Below are 19,277 nucleotides of genomic sequence, written 5' to 3'. Positions count from 1 at the left end.
GACGGGGCGCAGAGCAGGAACACCGTGCGTGGCGGCGGCTCCTCGACGGCCTTGAGCAGCGCGTTGCCGGCCGCTTCGGTGAGCCGGTCGGCGTCGGAGATGATCACCACCTGCCAGCGCCCGCCGGACGGGGTGCTGGCTGCCCGCAGTACCAGGGCGCGCATCTCGCCGACGCCGATGCTGAGCCCCTCGGGCACCACCAGCCGCACGTCGGCGTGGGTGCCGGCCATGGTGGTGTGGCAGCCCGGGCACGCGCCGCAGCCGGTGCCGTACGCGCACTGGAGGGCGGCGGCGAAGGCGCGGGCGGCCACCGAGCGGCCCGAGCCGGGCGGCCCGGTGAAGATCCACGCGTGGGTCATCCCGGCCCCGGGCTCGGCGGCGGGCCCGGCTCCGCCCGGCCCGTCGGCGTTCTCGGCCTCCGCCTCGGCGGCGAGGTCGTCGAAGCCGTCGGTGTCCTCGAAGCCGGCGGGCGCCTCGGGTCGGGCGGAAGCGCCGGCGACCGTGGGGCCGGCGGGGGACGCCGCGCGCGCGAGGGCGGCCTGCCGGAGTTGGGCGGCGGCCGACGCGGCGGCCCGCCGCAGCGTGTCGACCGCCTCGTCCTGCCCGACCAGGTCGGCGAAGACGCCCGGCGGGATGGCGGAGACGCCCGGCATCAGGTCCGGTGCTCCATCGTCACCAGCTCCGCGTCGGATAACTCGGGCTGCACCGAGGTGTCCGGCCCCTGGGCGGGACGGGGGTGCACGATGCCGGCCGGGTCGACCAGGAACTCCTTCACCCGCCGGGCGACCAGCGCGGCGGTCTCCTCGACCGGGCGGGACGCGTCCAGCACCAGGTAGCGCTTCGGGTCGTTCGCGGCGAGGTCGAGGAAGGCGTACCGGACCCGCTCGTGGAAGGCGACGGACTCGGCCTCCAACCGGTCGGTTCCCTCGCTGCGGGCGGCGACCCGGGACAAGCCGGTGTGCGGGTCCACGTCGAGCAGCACCACCAGGTCTGGCTTGAGCCCGCCGGTGGCCCAGGAGGAGAGCCAGGAAACCTCGTCGACGGGAAGCGTCCGCCCGGCCCCCTGGTACGCCAGGGACGAGTCGACGTACCGATCGCTGATCACCACCGCTCCCCGGGCCAGCGCCGGCCGGACCACGGTCGCGACGTGGTGCGCCCGGTCGGCGGCGTAGAGCAGCGCCTCGGCGCGCGGCGACGGGCCCTCGGCGGTGGCGTCGAGCAGCAGCGCGCGGATCCGCGCCCCGACCTCGGTGGCGCCCGGCTCCCGGGTCACCACCACCTCGCGCCCCTGCCCGCGCAGCTGCTCGGCGAGCGCGGCGAGCTGGGTGGACTTGCCGGCCCCCTCGCCGCCCTCGAAGACCACGAAGAGCCCGCTGGAGACGAAGTTCTCGGCCGGCATCAGCGGGCGGCCCCGGATCGACCCCCAGAGGTCGGCGAGGACCGGCACGCCTTTCTTGTCGTCCATCTGGCCGAAGGCGCTGATCCCGGCGAAGATGCCGGCGGCACCGGCGGCGAGCAGCAGCAGCCGGGTGGAGGAGACGGAGATGCCGAGGTCGGCGATGGTCAGCTTGCGGGACCCGCCGACGCCGACGAGGAGACTGCTCAGCGCGATGGCCAGGATCAGCACCAGCCGGGTGCCGATCTGCACGACCGCGAAGACCCGGCCGCGTACCTCGTCGGCGACCTCGCCGCCGAGCAGCGTGGTGCCGGCGAGAAAGGCCATCCCCGCGCCCGCGCCGACCAGGATCGCGCCGAGCATCGCCATGGACAGGTGCACGGCGAACGCGAGCACCAGCACCGACGCGCTGGCCAGCACGATGCTCATGCCGAACCAGCGCCGCCGGGACATGTCCCGGACGATCATCGGGCCGAGCCCGATGCCCAGGGCGAGGCCGATGAACATCGCGCCGAAGAGCAGGTAGAAGGCCGCGTCGCCGGCACCGAGCGAGGCGGCGAAGAACTTGGCCGTGCCGATCACGATGCCGCCGCCGGCGAAAGCGCCGAAGATCCCGAGCACCAGGCCGCGTACCAGCGGGGTCTGGCCGATGTACTTCCAGCCCTCGGTGAACTGGCGCATGACGCCCTGCTCGGTGCGCTCCGCCCCGCTGGCCTGCGCCTGGCTGATCTCCTTGATCCCGCAGGCGACCACCAGGGCGGTGGCCAGCCGGGAGAACGCGTTGAACCAGAGCGCGAGCTGCGCCGGCTCGGCCCAGGACGGCATCTGCCCGCCGGTGGCTCCCCGGATGCTGCGGTCGAGCAGGGCGAGGCCGAGCGCGGCGGCGATCGGGGTGAGCCCGTACGTGGTGATCAGGGTGAGCTGGTTGGCCGCCTCCAGCCGGGCGCGCGGGATCAGGTTCGGAACCGCGGCCTCCTTGGCCGGGATCCAGAGCAGGGTGAGCGTCTCGATCAGGAAGGTCGCGATCGCCGCCCAGCCGACCACCAGCCCGCCGCTGGCCCCGGTGAGCGCGAACAGCGGGATGGAGGCGAAGAGCAGGAAGCGCAGCACGTCGCAGATGACCATCGTCCAGCGCCGGTCGAACCGGTCGGCGAGCACGCCGGCCACCGGGCCCAGGATCAGCGCGGGCAGCAGCCGGATCGCGATCAGCGTGCCGAACGCGGCACCCTGGGCGGTGCTGCCGGAGACCTGGGCGGCGGCGAAGACCGAGGTGGCGAGCAGGCCGAGCCAGTCGCCGAAGGACGCGGCGCCGAGCACGATCCAGAGCCGGCGGAACGGCCGGATACGCAGCACGGAACGGATCGCGGCGGCCCCGGACCGGTCCGTCGCCGGTGACCCGGCTGATCCGGCCGGTTGCCCGGTCGCCTGACCGCCGGTGCGGCCGGTGTCCGCGCCGCCGGGTGTGCCGGCCGCCGGCGACCCGCCGGGCGACTCGCCGCTGTTCTGGCTTTCGATGGCCGTACCTCCACGTGCCGGCCCAACGCTGGGCAGTCCCGGTGCAACACTCTAGTCCCGGCCGAGGGACTTCCCGCCCGCGACAGTGCCTGCTCGTCGCAGCCTAGGCCGCCGGCGCCACCGGCCGCCCGCCCGGCAATGCGAGGCTCTTTCACATTGACCGATCGACAGTTAGCGTGCACACGTGACCACCCAAGGCGACAAACTGCGCGTACGCCTGGAGCGGGCGACCGCCCACCTCGACCCGCCGTACGCGGTGGTGGACCTGACCGCGTTCGACACCAACGCGGCGGCGCTGCCCACCCGGGCCGGCGGCAAGCCGATCCGGGTCGCCAGCAAGTCCGTCCGGTCCCGCGAGATGCTCCGCCGGGTGCTGGGCCGCCCCGGCTGGCGGGGGGTGATGGCGTTCACGCTGCCCGAGGCGAGCTGGCTCGTCCGCTCCGGCGTCACCGACGACGCGCTCGTGGCGTACCCCACGGCCGACCGGGGGGCGCTCGCCGAACTGGCCGCCGACGAGGGGCTGGCCGGAACCGTCACGCTGATGATCGACGGGACCGACCAGCTCGATCTCGTCGACGCGGTGTGTCCGCCGGCCCGCCGGCCCGCGCTGCGCGTCTGCGTCGACCTCGACGCGTCCTGGCGACCGCTGGGCGGGCGGGTGCACGTCGGGGTGCGGCGCTCGCCGGTGCACAGCGCCCGCGCGGCCGGGGCGCTCGCCGCCGCCGTCGTCGCCCGGCCGGGCTTCCGGCTGGTCGGTCTCATGTCGTACGAGGCGCAAATCGCCGGGCTGGGCGACGCCCCGCCGGGGCGGGCGGCCCTCGCCGCCGCGATCCGGGCCGCCCAGCGCGGGTCGTACCGCGAGCTGCTCGCCCGCCGGGGCGCGGCGGTGGCGGCGGTACGCGAGCACGCCGACCTGGAGTTCGTCAACGGCGGCGGCACCGGCAGCGTGGCGGCGACCAGCGCCGATCCCGCGGTCACCGAGGTCACCGCGGGATCGGGCCTCTACGGGCCGACGCTGTTCGACGCGTACCGGGCCTGGCGCCCCACCCCGGCGGCGTTCTTCGCCTGCGCGGTGGTCCGCCGGCCGGCGCCCGAGCTGGCGACCGTGCTCGGCGCCGGCTGGATCGCCTCCGGTCCGCCCGCCGGCACCCGCCTGCCCACCCCATGGCTGCCGGCCGGGCTGACGCTCCTCGGTGCCGAGGGGGCCGGAGAGGTGCAGACCCCGCTGGCCGGCCCGGCGGCGGCCACCCTGCGCGTCGGCGACCGGGTCTGGTTCCGGCACGCGAAGGCCGGCGAGCTGTGCGAGCGCGTCAACGAGCTGCACCTGGTCGAGGGTGAGCGGGTTGTCGCGACCGTCCCCACCTACCGCGGAGAGGGCCACGCCTTCCTGTGACGTTCTCGCCCACCTGCCCCCGGGAGCCGGAAGCGCCCGCCCCGCCGGCTCAGGACGCGGGGGTGGTGGCGGCGGTGGCGGCGGCCTCGGCCGACGCCTCGACGTGCCGGTGCAGGTACTCGCGGATGAGCGCCTTGGCCTCGGCGAGCACCCGCTCGTCGCCCTCGGGGTTACGGCGGAACGCCAGCTTGATCAGGGCGTCCGCGGCCTCGACGGCGATCTCCAGACAGAACCGCAGGCGCGGCTCGTCGACCATCCCGAACCGCTCGGTGAGCACCCGGGCGAGCTGGTCGGCGATCACGCCGTTGTTGTCCCGCTGCTCGTCCAGCAGGTGCAGGTCGACCACGTCGCCGAAGTGCAGGGTACGGAACCCGGGGACGGTGCGGTGCATCGTGATGTACTCGTCGATCCCCGCGTCGACACCGTCCCACCAGTGGGCCAGGTCGTCCGAGGCGAATCTCTCGTCGAGCCGCTGAAGGTACGATTCCATCGTGCGCAGGGTCAACGCCTGCACGATCGCCCGCTTGTCCGGAAAGAACTGGTAGACCGACCCGATCGCCACCTCGGCGCGTTCGGCGAGCAGGGTCGTGGTCAGTCCCTCGTACCCCACCTCGTCGACGAGCTCGGCGCAGGCGTCCAGCATCCGCTGGACGCGCGCGACGCTTCGACCCTGGACCGGCACCCGGCGCAACGGCCCGGTCGTGGCGGCTGGTGTGGACACTCGGCGCCACCCCCCTTCGACAGATGAACATATCTGCACGTCACGAGTACGTGACTACCGGTACAACGAGCGGACCTCGATTGCGGTATTTACCAGGCACAACGTTCCTGATATGAAGACACTTCACGTTCACGTCGAGGAGCGCGCATGGGCAGCACCACACCGCTGAGCCCCAGCTGGAGCAACTGGGCCGGCAACCAGCGCAGCGCCGCCTCCACCATCCTCCGCCCCCGTACGATCGCCGACATCACCGCCGCCGTCCAGGCCGCCGCAGCCGCCGGCGAGCGGATCCGGCCCGTCGGCAGCGGCCACTCCTTCACCCCGGTCGCATGCGCCGACGGCAGCCGGATGGAGCTGACCGACCTCGACACCGGGGTACGGGTCGACCGCGATCGACGCCTGGTCACCGTACCGGCCGGGATGCCGCTGCACCGGCTCAACGCCCTGCTCGCCGAACACGGCCTGGCGATGCCCAACCTCGGCGACATCGACGCGCAGACCGTCGCGGGCGCGATCTCCACCGGCACCCACGGCACCGGCGCGGCGTACGGCTGCCTGTCGACCTTCGTCGAGACACTCACCCTGGTCACCGGCACCGGGGAGGTGCTGCGCTGCTCCGCGGGCGAACACCCGGACGTCTTCGCCGCCGCCCGCGTCTCCCTGGGCGCCCTCGGTGTGCTGGCCGAGGTGACCCTACGCGTCGTGGACGCCTTCGTGCTGCGCGCCCACGAGCGCCCCGCCCTGCTCGCCGACGTCCTCGCCGACCTGCCGTCGCTGGTCGCCGCGCACGACCACGTCGAGTTCTTCTGGTTCCCGTACACCGACCGGGTGCAGCTCAAGGTCAACGACCGGGTGCCCACCGACGACCGGCCGCTGCCGCGCTGGCGCGCCTGGCTGGACGACGACTTCCTGTCCAACACCGCCTTCGCCGGCCTCTGCCGGCTCGGCCGCGCCGCGCCGCGCCTGGTGCCCGCGATCCACGCGGCCTCCGCCCGGGCGCTCAGCGAACGCGCCTACACCGGCCGCTCCGACGCGGTCTTCTGCACCCCGCGCCGGGTCCGCTTCATGGAGATGGAGTACGGGCTGCCGCGCGCCGCCCTGCCCGAGGCCCTGGCCGAGGTGCGCCGGATCATCGACCGGCTCCCGTTCAAGGTGCTCTTCCCGGTCGAGGTCAGATTCACCGCCGCCGACGACATCTGGCTCTCCCACGGATACGGGCGCGACTCGGCGTACATCGCCGTCCACCAGTACGCCGGCGTCCCGTACGAGCCGTACTTCCGGGCCGTCGAGGAAATGGCCACGGGCCTGGGCGGACGCCCCCACTGGGGCAAGCTGCACTGGCGCGACGCCGAGTCGCTGGCCCCGACGTACCCGAGGTTCGCCGACTTCCAGGCCCTCCGCGCCCGCCTGGACCCGCACGGCGTCTTCGGCTCCCCCCACCTGACCACTCTCCTCGGCCCCTGAGCTTCCGCTCGCAGATTAGGCGGGGTGGCGCCCTGACGCCGTGGCGGGAATCTCAGGTGGTGGCCTTCTTGGGGGGTGTCGCCTTCTTGGCCGGGGTGGCCTTCTTGGCAGCCGTGGCCTTCTTCGTGGCGGTGGCCTTGGTGGCGGTGGCCTTCTTCGTGGCGGTTGTCTTCTTGGCGGCGGGGGCCCTCTTCGCCGCCGCCTTCTTCGGGGCCGGGCCCTTCGCGCGCTTCTCGGCGAGCATCTCGGAGGCTTCCTCGACGGTCAGCGCCTCCGGGGTCTGCCCCCGCCGAAGGGACGCGTTGAACTCCCCGTCCGTCACGTACGGGCCGAACCGGCCATCCTTGATCACCAGGGGCTTCTCGGTCAGCGGGTCGTTGCCCATCTCCCGCAGCGGCGGCGCGGCGGCCCGGCGCTGGCGGGTCTTCGGGGCGGCCAGCAGGGCCAGCGCCTCGTCCAGCGTGACCGTGAACATCTTGTCTTCCGAGTCCAGCGAGCGGAACTCGTCACCGCGCTTGACGTACGGGCCGTAGCGGCCGTTGTTGGCGAAGACCTCGACGCCGTCGGGGGCCACCCCGACCAGCCGGGGCAGGCTGAGCAGCTTCAGCGCCTCGGCGAGGGTGAGCGAGTCCGGCGACTGCGAGCGCAGCAGCGACGACTTCCGCTCGCCGCTGGCCACGTACGGGCCGAACCGGCCCGACTTGAGCACGATCGGCTCCCCGGTGGCCGGGTCGTCGCCGAGCTTGCGCTCGCCGCCCCCGCCGAGGAACAGCTCGTGCACCTTCTCCGGGGTCAGCTCGTCGGGGGCCAGCCCCTCGGGGATCGGCGCCCGGTCGCCCTGGCCGCCGCCCTCCTCGCCCTCGCCGTGCGCCGCCGGCTCCTCGCCGGGCACGCTCCGCTGGAGGTACGGTCCGTAGCGCCCCACCCGGACGACGACCTCGCGCCCCTCGTCGTCGGTGTGCAGGGGGATCGAGTTGACGCTGCGCGCGTCGATCTCGCTCAGGTTCTCGGTCACCAGCTTCTTCAGCCCACCCGCGTGGGCGATGGTCTGGTCCCCGGCCCCGTTGGCGCCGCCGAAGTAGAACGCGGTGAGGAAGTCGACGGCGGCGTGGTCGCCACCGGCGATCTCGTCCAGCTCGTTCTCCATGCTGGCGGTGAAGTTGTAGTCGACCAGGCGGGGGTAGTGCTGCTCCAGCAGGCCGATCACCGCGAACGCCAGGAACGACGGGATGAGCGCCTGGCCGCGCTTGCTCACGTACCCCCGGTCCTGGATGGTCTGCATGATCGACGCGTAGGTCGACGGGCGGCCGATGCCCAGCTCCTCCAGAGCCTTGACCAGCGACGCCTCCGTGTACCGCGACGGCGGCTGGGTGTGGTGGCCCTGGGCGGCCAACGCGTCGGCGGTCAGCGGCTGGTCCTTGACCAGGTTGGGCAGCCGGCGCTCGGCGTCCTCGGCCTCGGCGTTCTCGTCGTCGGACGACTCGACGTACGCGCGCAGGAAGCCCGGGTCGGTGATCGTCTTGCCGGTCGCGCCGAAGTCGGCCTCCTCGCTTGCCGAGGAGACGGCCCGGATCCGCACCGAGACGCTGGAGCCGACCGCGTCGGTCATCTGCGAGGCGATGGTGCGCCGCCAGATCAGCTCGTAGAGCTTGAACTCCTCGCCCGACAGCTCTTTGGCCACCTCGCCCGGGGTGCGGAAGTTGTCCCCCGCCGGGCGGATCGCCTCGTGCGCCTCCTGCGCGTTCTTCACCTTGCCGGTGTAGCGACGCGGCTCCGGCGGCACGCTGCGCTCGCCGTACAGCTCGACGATCTGCCGGCGGGCCGCCGCGATGGCGGTCTCCGACAGGTTCACCGAGTCGGTACGCATGTAGGTGATGTAGCCGTTCTCGTAGAGCCGCTGCGCGGTGCGCATCGTCTGCTGCGACGAGAACCGCAGCTTGCGGGCCGCCTCCTGCTGGAGCGTGGAGGTGATGAACGGCGCGTACGGACGGCGGCGGTACGGCTTCTCCTCGACCCGGGTGACCGTGAACGGCCGCCCCTGAAGGCGGGCCGCCAGGCCGCGCGCCCCGCCCTCGTCGAGGTGCACGACGCCCGCCCCCGGCCGCACCCGGCCGGTGGTCGGCTCGAAGTCCTTGCCGGTGGCGATCCGGTCGCCGTTCAGCGCGACGAGGGTGGCGTTGAAGGTGCGCGGGCCCTCGCCCGAATTCGCCACCGCGAGGGTGGCCAGGACGTCCCAGTACTCGGCGGTGCGGAACGCCATCCGCTGCCGCTCCCGCTCGACCACGATCCGCGTCGCCACGGACTGCACCCGGCCCGCCGAGAGCTTCGGCATGACCTTCTTCCACAGCACCGGGGAAACCTCGTAGCCGTACAGCCGGTCGAGGATGCGCCGGGCCTCCTGGGCGTCGACCAGGTCCCGGTCGATCTCGCGGGGGTTGGCCACCGCAGCCTGGATCGCCGGCTTCGTGATCTCGTGGAAGACCATCCGCTTGACCGGCACCTTGGGCTTCAGCGTCTCCACCAGGTGCCAGGCGATCGCCTCGCCCTCGCGGTCCTCGTCCGTGGCCAGGAAGATCTCGTCGACCTCCTTGGCCAGCTTCACCAGCTTGCTGATCTGCTGCCGGCGGTCGGCCGAGACCACGTAGAGGGCGTGGAAGCCGTTGTCCACGTCCACCCCGAGGCGGGCCCACGGCTCACCCTTGTACTTGGCGGGCACGTCGGCGGCGTTGCGCGGAAGGTCGCGGACGTGACCGAAGCTGGCCTCCACGACGTACCCCGGGCCGAGGTAGCCCGAGATCGTCTTGGCCTTCGCCGGTGACTCGACGATGACCAGACGGGTGGTCCTGGCGTTGCTCGGCACGTCTCCTGCGACCTCACTCCTGCTCGTGGCCGGCCGATCCGGGGCACGGACCCACCCTCGGTCCGCCGGAACCGCCGGCGGTCCGGATGTCCAACGTAACGCGCCGCCCGCGTTCCGGGTTTCGCGGGCGGCAAACCGCCCATCACGCCTCCCGGGCACCGGCGACGGTCTTGCCGGACGGCGCCACCGTACACCGTGGGTAGGCCCCCGGGCGGGCCGCTGTGACGACGCCGCCTCTCGGTGGAGGCCCACCAGCCGCTTTTCCCGCCGGGAGCCGACAGCCGGAGTGTCCTTGATCGGACACCTGGAGGAGCCCGAACGTGCACGCTGCCCGGTCAGGGCGCGGCGGGCCAGTCCGCGGCGGGGGCGGTGGGCGGGCGGTCGCCGATGAGGTCGGCGAGGCGGGCCAGCCGGCGGCGGCCCGTGATCCGGTACGCCGGCCCGCCCGCCTGCGCGTCGAGCAGCACCGCCGGCAGGCCGACGGCGGCCAGGGCCGCGCCGACCGGCCCCCAGCAGCGCTCGTCCGTCGCGCCGAGGCGGAGCAGGAAGCCGGGCGGGTCGGCCGCTCCGGCGGCGGCCACCCAGAGCCGCAACCGCCGACCATTGAGATGAAAGCCGGCGGGCGGCCGTTTCACGTCCTCCGCCGCCAGCCAGGCCAGCGCGAGCGGCGCCAGGGTGCTCGCGTACGAGGTGCGCACCAGGTGCCGGCCGTCGGCGGTCGCCTCCCAGGTCGCGGCGACTCCGCGCCGGCCCAGTTCGGCGACGAGCACGTGCACCCGCCAGGCGGAGTCGAGCACGACCGACAGCCGGGCGGTGCCGCCCATCCGGGACACCTCCCCGGGCCCGGCGAGCAGGCCGGCCAGATCGGCGACGGACGGATCCGCCGCCTCGGCGCCGAACAGGGAGAGCTGCCGCACCGGGTCGGTTGGTCGGTTGGGGGACGTCAGCGGCACTCCGGGACCTCGTCGAAGGCCTGCCTGAGTTCTTCGGAGTCGAGCCGGCTGGTGTCCAGCGCGCTGGCGTCGTACTCCTTGTCGAGGGTCTCCACGGCCGCGCGCACCCCGTCGTAGAAGGCGGTGGCCTCGCCGGTGTCGAGCCCGTCGATGGTGTCCCGGGCCCGGCCGTACGCGTCGCGCACCTTGCCCAGGGACGCCTGGAAGCGCGCCGAGATCTCCTCGCCGTGCTCGGTCTCCGGGACACCGGCCTCGTCGACCTTGCGGCGGGCGGTCTCGCTGGCGTTCTCCGCGCCGGCGAAGAGTCGCACCAGGTTCTCCTTTGCCTGGGCCGGGGTGGTCTGCGCGGTCATCTGCTGCTGGGTGCTGCTGGTCAGCTTGTTGATCTCGGCCCGCCACGGGGTGAGCGCCTCGCAGACCGACGCCGCCCAGGCCCGGGGGCTGGGACCGCCGCCGCACGCGGCCAGTGCCAGGACGAGCGTGGCGAGGACCACCGTGAGCTTTCCGGCGGTCGCCGCCCGGCACGTGCGCATGCGTTGCAGCGTACGGCCTCCGCGCCGTTGTGCCACGGGTCGGTTTGCCGCCCCCGGTGGGCCGAAACGGTACGGGCGGGCCCTGGGCGGCGTCGCGGCGACGGCGGGTTCCCGGCCGCAGGTGGTCGACCGGCCGGGAACCCGCTGTGTCACCGCTCAGGCGTTGACCGTCTCCGGCCGCTGGCCGGCGCTGCCCGCACCGGTGCCGCTGTCGTCGGAGTCGCCCATCGCGACGCCCTTGCGCTTGCTGAACACCACCGCCGCCACGATGATCAGCGTGGCCGCCACCGCGATGCCGACGCGGAGGCCGACGTTGCGGTTGTCGCCGACGCTCCACGCCACGACGGCCGGCGCGATCAGCAGCGAGACCAGGTTCATCACCTTGATCAGCGGGTTGATCGCCGGGCCGGCGGTGTCCTTGAACGGGTCGCCGACGGTGTCGCCGATCACCGTGGCGGCGTGCGAGTCGGAGCCCTTGCCGCCGAACGCGCCGTCCTCGACGAGCTTCTTGGCGTTGTCCCACGCGCCGCCGGAGTTGGACAGGAAGACCGCCATCAGGGTGCCGGCGCCGATCGCCCCGGCCAGGTACGCCGCCAGCGCGCCCGGCCCGAGGCCGAAACCGACGGCGATCGGGGCGAGGATGGCGAGCAGACCGGGGGTCACCAGCTCGCGCTGCGCGTCCCGGGTGCAGATGTCTACGACCTTGCCGTACTCGGGTCGTTGGGTGCGGTCCATGATCCCCGGCAGCTCGCGGAACTGCCGGCGGACCTCCATCACCACCGCGCCCGCCGAGCGGGAGACCGCGTTGATGGCCAGCCCGGAGAAGAGGAAGACCACCGCCGCGCCGATGATCAGGCCGACGAGGTTGCGCGGGTTCGCCACGTTCAGCGAGTTGAGGATCTCCGCGCCGACGTCGCCGACGCCCGCGTCCGCGTACGCCGTGCGTAGCGTGTCGGTGTACGAGCCGAACAGCGCCGTCGCCGCGAGAACGGCGGTGGCGATCGCGATGCCCTTGGTGATCGCCTTGGTGGTGTTGCCGACCGCGTCCAGCTCGGTGAGGATCCGGGCGCCGTTCTCGTCGATGTCGCCGGACATCTCGGCCACACCCTGCGCGTTGTCGGAGATCGGGCCGAAGGTGTCCATCGCGACGATCACGCCGACGGTGGTGAGCAGTCCGGTGCCGGCCAGCGCCACCGCGAACAGGGACAGCGTGATGGAGCCGCCGCCCAGCAGGAACGCGCCGAAGACGCCCGCGCCGATCAGCAGCGCCGAGTAGACGGCCGACTCCAGGCCGACGCTGATGCCGGCGAGGATGACGGTCGCCGGGCCGGTCTGCGAGCTCTTGCCGATGTCCTGCACCGGGCGACGGTTGGTTTCGGTGAAGTAGCCGGTGAGCGCCTGGATCGCGGCGGCCAGCACGATGCCGATGATCACGGCGGCGATGGTCATCCCACGCGGGCCCAGCGGCGGGTCGCCGCCGTCGACGCCGAGGCTGGCCCGCCACTCGGCCCCGAGCAGGTCGGCCCAGGTCGGCTTGAGGTAGGCGTAGGACGCGATAGCGACCAGGACGGCGGAGAAGAGGGCCGAGAGGTAGAAGGCCCGGTTGATCGCGGTGAGGCCGTTGCGGTCGGAGGCGCGCAGCCGGGTGATGAAGACCCCGACGATCGCCACCAGCACGCCGATCGTGGAGATGATCAGCGGGAGGACCAGGCCGTCGTTGCCGAACGCGGCCCGACCGAGGATCAGCGCGGCGACGAGCGTGACCGCGTACGACTCGAAGAGGTCGGCGGCCATGCCGGCGCAGTCGCCGACGTTGTCGCCCACGTTGTCGGCGATGGTGGCGGCGTTGCGCGGGTCGTCCTCGGGAATGCCCTGCTCGACCTTGCCGACCAGGTCGGCGCCGACGTCGGCGGCCTTGGTGAAGATACCGCCGCCGACCCGCATGAACATGGCGAGCAGCGCGGCGCCGAAGCCGAAGCCCTCCAGCACGGTCGGGGCGTCGCCCTTGAACAGCAGGACGACCAGCGCCGCACCGAACAGGCCGAGGCCGACGGTGAGGAAGCCGACCACGCCGCCGGTGCGGAAGGCGATCTTCATGGCGCCCTCCCGGCCGCCGGTCGCCTCCCGGGCTGCGGCGGCGACCCGCAGGTTCGCGCGGGTGGCCAGCCACATGCCGGCACCGCCGATGAACGCGCTGAACAGGGCGCCCACCACGAAGAAGGCGGACCGGCCGATCTTCACCGCGATCTCGCTGCCGTCGGTGTCGTGCACCGGCAGCAGGAAGAGCAGCACCACGGCGATCGCCACGAAGATCGCGAGGGTCCTGAACTGCCGGAGCAGGTAGGCCGAGGCCCCCTCCTGTACCGCCCCGGAGATCTCCTGCATGTTGGTGGTGCCCTTACCGGCTGCCAGCACGGCCTTGGTCAAGGCGGCGGCGAAGACGAGTGCCATCAGCGCGATGACCGCGGCGATGACGACGTACGTCAGGTTGGCTCCGGTAAGGGACAGTGCGCCGCCGTCGGCGGCGAAGGTCCCGGACATCTGTGTCCTCCTGTACCGAACACTCGCGCCGGCCGGTGGAGACGCACAGACCGACGCCTGGATGCGGACTCGCAAGCGCGCCAACCCACTCCAGCGGACCAGCGATGAACACCCATACCCGCTGGCTGCGGGAAGGATCACTTGCTCACAACCCGCGTACTGTAGCCCTCCGTAGTGCTGGAGGTCACATTATGGGGCACCATGTCGGGATGATCTTCGTCGCTGTGTTACCTGAAAAAATCTGATATAGAGCCCGACCACGACAAACGGGCCGCCCTCCCGGTCGGGAGCACGGCCCTGATCAGCGAATCAGTATGCTGAGCGCGAAGTCAGCTCAGACAGCTGAGCGCACAGTCAGCCGGGGTTGATCATACGGTCAGTCGGAAGTTGAACATAAGGTCAGCAGGCATTGAGCCGGGGATCAGCGCTGCACCGGCCAGACCATGCGGACCTCGGTGCCGACGCCCTCATCGACGGGGCGAACCTGAAGATCCTCGACGAAGCCGGCGAGCAGCGCGAAGCCCACGCCCGTGGTCAGGTCGTCCTCGTTGAGCGACTCGTTGGCGAGCTGGTCGGCGTCCAGCGCGGCGAGGCCGATGCTCGCCTCGATCGGCGCCCGGTCCACCACCCGCACCGCGTACGCCCCGCTGTCGGACATCTCCACGAGCACCGGGTCCGGCACGTTGTACTGCCGGTGCAGGGCGACCGCCCGGGTGCACGCCTCGCCGATGGCCAGCCGCACCTCGTCGAGCAGGTCCTCGCGGACGCCAGCGCGGCGGGCCACCGCGACACCGACCAGCCGGGCGGTGCGGACGTGCACCGGAGCCGGCGAGAAGGAGAGCCGAACCGTCGCCATCAGGCGCCGGCGCCGCTCGGATCGGCCCCGATCGCCGCATCGACGGTCGGATGCAGCGGGAAGACCTGGTCCAACGCGGTGATCCGGAAAATCTTGAGCAGCGGCTCCTTGCCGCAGACCAGCGCGAAGCTGCCGCCCGCCGCGCGCAGCCGCTTCAGCGCGCCGACCAGCACACCCAGGCCCGTGGAGTCCAGAAAGTCGACCCGGCCCAGGTCCACCACGACGTGCCGGGCCCCGCCGTCGACCAACTCCAGGAGCCGTTCCCGCAGCCGAGGTGCCGTGTACACGTCGACCTCACCGCCGACCTCGAGCACCGTGTGCTTCCCCACGGCACGGGTCGCCAGCGACAGCTCCATCGGTCCTCCTCGCAAGAGTCGTAAACTCTCCTGGGCATCTAACCATCTCCGCCGAAACCGTCCGCGAGGTCACCGGCGAAGGCTCCCCCTTACCCACACCCCCGGAAACCAACTCCGAACACTTGTGCGAGAGTGCAGGACGTGACCCCCGCAGCCACCGTAGCCGCAGGCCACGGCCCCGACCGCCCCCCGGGCGAGGGCCCGAACGAGCTGCTGCGCCGGCTGCGCACCGGTGCCGACGCAGACCCGGTCACCCACGTCGAACGGGTGCCGGCCCGGGCCGGGGAACAGGTGCCGTGGCCACGATGGGCCCCCGAGGAACTACGCGCGGCGTTCGCCCGACGCGGCGTGGTCGCGCCGTGGCGGCACCAGGCCGAGGCCGCCGACCTGGCGTACGCCGGCACGCACGTCGTCGTCGCCACCGGCACCGCGTCCGGCAAGTCCCTGGCGTACCAGCTTCCCGCGCTGGCCACCCTGCTCGCCGACCCCCGGGCCACCGTGCTCTACCTGGCGCCGACCAAGGCGCTCGCCGCCGACCAGTTGCGCGCCGTCGCCGGCCTGGAACTCGACGGGGTACGCCCCGCCTGCTACGACGGGGACACCCCACGCGCCGAGCGGGACTGGATCCGCCGGCACTCCCGGTTCGTGCTGACCAACCCCGACATGCTGCACCACGGCATCCTCCCCGGGCACGCCCACTGGTCCGGCTTCCTGCGCCGGCTGGCGTACGTGATCGTCGACGAGTGCCACACCTACCGGGGGGTGTTCGGCTCGCACGTCGCGCACGTGCTGCGCCGGCTGCGCCGCCAGTGCGCCCGCTTCGGCCGTACCCCGATCATGGTGCTGGCCTCCGCCACGTCGGGTGACCCGGCGACGGCGGCCGGGCGGCTCACTGGCCTGCCGGTCGCGGCCGTCACCGACGACGCCTCCCCGCGCGGCGGGGTGACGTTCGCCCTGTGGGAGCCGCCGCTGCTGCCCGGTGCCGACGACCCGGCGGTCGGGGCCGTCGACCTCGCGCCGGTGCGCCGGTCGGCGCTGCGGGAGACCGCCGGCCTGCTCGCCGACGCGGTCGCCGCCGGGGTACGCACCCTCGCCTTCGTCCGGTCCCGCAAGGGCGCGGAGGTGGTGGCCGCCACCGCGCGCCGCGCCCTCGACGAGGCCGTCCCCGGGCTCGGCGGCCGGGTGGCCGCCTACCGGGCCGGCTACCTGCGCGAGGAGCGGCGCGAACTGGAGCGGGCCCTGCTGCACGGTGATTTGCTCGGGCTCGCCTCGACCAACGCGCTCGAACTCGGCGTCGACCTGGTCGGGCTGGACGCCGTGCTGATCTGCGGCTGGCCGGGCACCCGGGCGTCCCTGTGGCAGCAGGCCGGGCGGGCGGGGCGCTCCGGCGGTGAGGCCCTCGCCGTGCTGGTGGCCCGGGACGATCCGCTGGACACCTACCTGGTGCACCACCCGGAGGCCCTGTTCGGCCGCCCGGTCGAGGCCACCGTGCTCGACCCGGCCAACCCGTACGTGCTCGCCCCGCAGCTCGCCTGCGCGGCGGCCGAGGCCCCGCTTACCCCGGCCGACCTGGAACTCTTCGGCGAGGGCGCCAAGGAGGCCGTCGACTCGCTAGTCGAGGCCGGCGCGCTGCGGCAACGACCGACGGGCTGGTACTGGCGGCACCGGGAGCGGCCCGAGGTGGACCTGCGCGGCGAGGGCGGGGCCCCGGTCTGCGTGGTCGAGGCGGCCACCGGGCGGCTGCTCGGCACCGTCGACGGCGGCTCGGCGCACTTCCTCGTCCACCCCGGCGCGGTCCACCTGCACCAGGGCGTCTCGTACGTGGTCGACTCCCTGGACCTCGCCGACGGATGCGCGCTGGTGCACCCGGAGGAGCCCGACTGGTCCACCCACGCCCGGGACGTCACCTCGCTCACCGTGGCGTCGGTCCGCTCGTACGTCGACGCCGGGCCGGTCGGCCTCTTCCTCGGCGAGGTGGACGTGACCAGCCAGGTGGTGTCGTACCAGCGGCGGCGGATCTCCTCCGGTGAGGTCATCGACACCCGGCCGCTGGACCTGCCGGCCCGCGAACTGCGCACCGTCGCCGTCTGGTTCACCCTCTCCCCGGAGTCGCTGGCGTCGGCCGGGGTCGAGCCGGCCGACGTGCCCGGGGCCCTGCACGCCGCCGAGCACGCCGCGATCGGGCTGCTGCCGCTGATGGCCACCTGCGACCGGTGGGACATCGGCGGGCTGTCGACCGCGCTGCACCCGGACACCGAGGCCCCCACCGTCTTCGTCTACGACGGGCACCCGGGCGGGGCGGGCTTCGCCGAGCGGGCGTACCGGACGGCGGCCCAGTGGCTACGGGCCACTCGCGACGCGATCGCCGAGTGCGGCTGCGAGGCGGGGTGCCCGTCCTGCGTCCAGTCCCCGAAGTGCGGCAACGGCAACAACCCGCTGTCCAAGCCGGCAGCGATCCGGGTCCTCGACGTGGTGCTGGCCAGCCTGGGCGCGTCGGCCGGCTCGGCTGCCCCGCCGCCTCGGCAGGGTGGCCGGGCGGCCGAGCAGACCCGGCGGCCCCGACCGGGCCCTGCCGGCGGCGCTGACGGCCGGGGTTGACGCGGCGCGCGAGCTGCGCTGACGGCCGGCGCTCCGCGCGGGCTGCGAGTGCCCGCCTTTTCGGGATGCGTGCATGACCGTCGGACGTACTGGGCATTGATGCATGGGAGCGCTTCCATGTCCCGCCTATGCTCCACTACCCTGAAATTGCCTTCTAGCCGCCGAAGGAGGAGTCGTGGCCGACACCATCGCCGAGACCGTCGACCTGCTCTACACCATCGACCAGGAGCACCTCACCCTCGACCAGCAGATCGCCCTCGGCACCGCCATGGCAACGCTCGCTCAGGCGGAACGGCTGGAACAGATCAACGAGCGGCTGCGCAGCATCCACCAGGTGCTCAACAGCTGGGCACTCAAGGCCACCGTCGACGGCGGGCGCTGACACCGACGGCGGGCGCTCGGGTGCTGAAGTCCACAGCGGGCGCTGGCGGGCGGTCGGGCGGTCGGGCGCTGGACTCTACGGCGGGCGCTCGGGCGCTGACGGGCGCTCGCGTGCTGAGGCCGTCGACGGACGGCGAGGAGACGGCTGTGCGAGACTCCGGCGACCCTTTGAAGGAGATCTCATGCAGCTCGACGCCTTGCAGCACCAACAGCAGTTCCACATCCGGCAGCGGATCCGGATGATGGTCAACCAGTACGAGGTCCACTCCGTCGCCCCCGACGGCTCCGAAGGCGAACTGCTGGCGTTCGCGCAGCAGAAGCGGCTGGCGTTCAAGGAACAGGTGACCATCTACACCGACGACAGCAAGCAGCAGCCGCTGCTCGGCTTCAAGGCCCGGCAGCGGCTGGACCTTGGCGCCACGTACGACGTCACCGACCACGCCGGCAACCCGATCGGGCTGTTCCGTAAGGACTTCGCCCAGTCGTTGCTGCGGTCGACGTGGCACGTCGAGCAGGCCGGCCTGCCGCAGACCACCGGCCAGGAACGGAGCATGCCGGTGGCGCTGCTGCGCCGGTTCGTCGACTCGCTGTCCTGGCTGCCGTACCACTTCGACTTCACCGCCGGTGGCCAGCCGGTGTTCTCGGTCATCAAGAAGTGGGGCCTGCGGGACCGGTACGCCGTCGAGGTGCAGAACCCGCAGATCGACCGCCGACTCGTGATCGCCATGGCGATCGGCCTGGACGCCCTCCAGGGCCGCTGACCGACGCACCGCCCGGGGTCCGCGCCGAACCGGCACGGACCCCGGGGAGTCGCAACAAGGCCACCGTGACCAAGGAGCGGTACCCGGCTTCCCCGACCGCCAGGCCCACCAGGGCAGGGAGCCGCCCCAGCGAGGCCGCCGCCTGAGCGTGCGGTCGCCACCATCCGGCCCTCGCCACTATCTGCCCTCGCCACACCATCCGGCCTCCCGTCACCATCCGGCCCGCTACACGATCCGCGCTAACCACCATCCGGCGTCGACGTCAGCCGGCGTCGACGTCAGCCGCGTGGCGGGCCGGCCCGGGAGGTCACCGTGGCGACCCGCGTGAGGCCCGGCGCCGCGGCCACTGCCACCTCCGCCGTCACCACGGCATCCAGCCCGTCGAGCCGGCAGCCGACCACCCGCGCCCCGTTGGCCCGCACGATCGCCTCGGCGGCCCCGCAGGCCACCCCATCGCCGCTCAACGCGCGACCCGCCGCCGCGAGCGCCCCGAAGTCCGCCGCCACCCCGGCCCGCTGCCGGGCGACCCGCGCCGCGCCGACCGCCGCACCGAAAGCGCCGATCACGACGAACACCAGCCCGATGGCGAGCAGGCACACCGTCGCCCCGCCCCGTTCTCCGCCCCGTCGGTCGGCCGGCTCACCGCCTCGACCGTCGGCACGGACGGCGGGTGCCTCTCCGGTCCCGCCGTCGGCTGTCACCGCACGTCCGGCGCGTCCCAGGCCGGTGGCGCGTCCCGCCCGGCTCGTCATGGCCGAGGACCCGGAGCACCGGGCTCGACGGCGGCGACCGCAGTGGCGGCCACGGTGATACGGGGAAGCCTGGCACCGAGAGCGCGCACCGGCGCGCGTACGGTCGCGGTGACCCGGTCGCCGTTCACGGCGACCGAGACGTCCGCCCCCGCCGGTGCCGCAGCGGCACCGGCCGCGCCGCCGGGTTGGCCCCGGGA

Annotated in this window: 14 protein-coding genes and 2 pseudogenes; 5 read left to right on the top strand and 11 right to left on the bottom strand. The window is 73.2% G+C overall.

Going from position 1 to position 19,277, the window contains the following annotated elements; translation table 11 throughout:
* Positions 1-653: pseudogene (locus tag MCAG_RS35930) on the bottom strand (DNA polymerase III subunit delta'); the annotation flags it as partial.
* Positions 653-2,749 carry a dTMP kinase gene (gene tmk, locus MCAG_RS16800; protein WP_007074181.1) on the bottom strand — a complete coding sequence of 699 codons (2,097 nt, stop codon included), beginning with the start codon at positions 2,747-2,749 and terminating at the stop codon, positions 653-655. The pseudogene MCAG_RS35930 and the gene tmk, both read right to left, overlap by 1 nt.
* Before the next feature lie 346 nt (positions 2,750-3,095).
* On the opposite strand from tmk, the gene MCAG_RS16795 reads away from it, so the two are divergent.
* Positions 3,096-4,304, top strand: coding sequence for an amino acid deaminase/aldolase (locus tag MCAG_RS16795; protein WP_007074180.1), 1,209 nt, complete (start codon positions 3,096-3,098; stop codon positions 4,302-4,304).
* 49 nt (positions 4,305-4,353) lie between these two features.
* Here MCAG_RS16795 and MCAG_RS16790 read toward each other — a convergent pair whose 3' ends face one another.
* Positions 4,354-4,947 carry a TetR family transcriptional regulator gene (locus MCAG_RS16790; protein ID WP_036373799.1) on the bottom strand — a complete coding sequence of 198 codons (594 nt, stop codon included), beginning with the start codon at positions 4,945-4,947 and terminating at the stop codon, positions 4,354-4,356.
* Positions 4,948-5,172: 225 nt separating this feature from the next.
* On the opposite strand from MCAG_RS16790, the gene MCAG_RS16785 reads away from it, so the two are divergent.
* Positions 5,173-6,489 carry a D-arabinono-1,4-lactone oxidase gene (locus tag MCAG_RS16785; protein WP_007074178.1) on the top strand — a complete coding sequence of 439 codons (1,317 nt, stop codon included), beginning with the start codon at positions 5,173-5,175 and terminating at the stop codon, positions 6,487-6,489.
* A 52-nt stretch (positions 6,490-6,541) separates the two neighbouring features.
* Here the strand turns inward: MCAG_RS16785 and topA are convergent, their stop codons facing one another.
* The 6 genes from topA to MCAG_RS16755 all read right to left on the bottom strand — a co-directional run bounded on the left by topA (position 6,542) and on the right by MCAG_RS16755 (position 14,588).
* Entirely contained in the window at positions 6,542-9,349 is a 2,808-nt protein-coding gene (topA, locus tag MCAG_RS16780; RefSeq protein ID WP_007074177.1) for a type I DNA topoisomerase, read from the bottom strand.
* Positions 9,350-9,684: 335 nt separating this feature from the next.
* Complete coding sequence (locus MCAG_RS16775; protein ID WP_007074176.1) at positions 9,685-10,302, bottom strand: hypothetical protein; 618 nt, start codon at positions 10,300-10,302, stop codon at positions 9,685-9,687.
* The gene (locus tag MCAG_RS16770; protein WP_007074175.1) at positions 10,293-10,835 is read right to left on the bottom strand and encodes a hypothetical protein; all 543 of its coding nucleotides are present in this window, start codon (positions 10,833-10,835) and stop codon (positions 10,293-10,295) included. The genes MCAG_RS16775 and MCAG_RS16770 overlap by 10 nt, the downstream gene beginning before the upstream one ends.
* Positions 10,836-10,991: 156 nt before the next feature.
* Positions 10,992-13,376 carry a sodium-translocating pyrophosphatase gene (locus MCAG_RS16765; RefSeq protein WP_007074174.1) on the bottom strand — a complete coding sequence of 795 codons (2,385 nt, stop codon included), beginning with the start codon at positions 13,374-13,376 and terminating at the stop codon, positions 10,992-10,994.
* A gap of 421 nt (positions 13,377-13,797) precedes the next feature.
* The gene (locus MCAG_RS16760; protein WP_036373796.1) at positions 13,798-14,235 is read right to left on the bottom strand and encodes an ATP-binding protein; all 438 of its coding nucleotides are present in this window, start codon (positions 14,233-14,235) and stop codon (positions 13,798-13,800) included.
* Complete coding sequence (locus MCAG_RS16755) at positions 14,232-14,588, bottom strand: STAS domain-containing protein (RefSeq protein ID WP_007074172.1); 357 nt, start codon at positions 14,586-14,588, stop codon at positions 14,232-14,234. The genes MCAG_RS16760 and MCAG_RS16755 overlap by 4 nt, the downstream gene beginning before the upstream one ends.
* Positions 14,589-14,729: 141 nt before the next feature.
* Between MCAG_RS16755 and MCAG_RS16750 the strand changes: the two genes are divergently transcribed.
* The 3 genes from MCAG_RS16750 to MCAG_RS16740 all read left to right on the top strand — a co-directional run bounded on the left by MCAG_RS16750 (position 14,730) and on the right by MCAG_RS16740 (position 18,328).
* Positions 14,730-17,186 (top strand): DEAD/DEAH box helicase, encoded by a 2,457-nt coding sequence (locus MCAG_RS16750; RefSeq protein WP_007074171.1) that lies wholly within the window; start codon positions 14,730-14,732, stop codon positions 17,184-17,186.
* A gap of 175 nt (positions 17,187-17,361) precedes the next feature.
* Positions 17,362-17,568 (top strand): hypothetical protein, encoded by a 207-nt coding sequence (locus MCAG_RS16745; RefSeq protein WP_007074170.1) that lies wholly within the window; start codon positions 17,362-17,364, stop codon positions 17,566-17,568.
* 181 nt (positions 17,569-17,749) lie between these two features.
* Positions 17,750-18,328, top strand: a complete 579-nt coding sequence (locus tag MCAG_RS16740) for a hypothetical protein (RefSeq protein WP_007074169.1) — start codon at positions 17,750-17,752, stop codon at positions 18,326-18,328.
* Positions 18,329-18,606: 278 nt separating this feature from the next.
* Here MCAG_RS16740 and MCAG_RS16735 read toward each other — a convergent pair whose 3' ends face one another.
* Together MCAG_RS16735 and MCAG_RS34920 are read right to left on the bottom strand one after the other, a co-directional pair.
* A complete protein-coding gene (locus tag MCAG_RS16735) occupies positions 18,607-19,080 on the bottom strand; it encodes an Rv3654c family TadE-like protein (protein ID WP_007074168.1) in 474 nt (157 codons plus the stop codon).
* A pseudogene (locus MCAG_RS34920) lies at positions 19,077-19,277 on the bottom strand (mucin-associated surface protein); the annotation flags it as partial. The pseudogene MCAG_RS34920 and the gene MCAG_RS16735, both read right to left, overlap by 4 nt.

This window comes from Micromonospora sp. ATCC 39149, from assembly GCF_000158815.1.
Taxonomy (GTDB): Bacteria; Actinomycetota; Actinomycetes; order Mycobacteriales; family Micromonosporaceae; genus Micromonospora.
The sequence above is the reverse complement of the archived record's forward strand: the minus strand, read 5'-3'. Positions and strand labels throughout refer to the sequence as shown.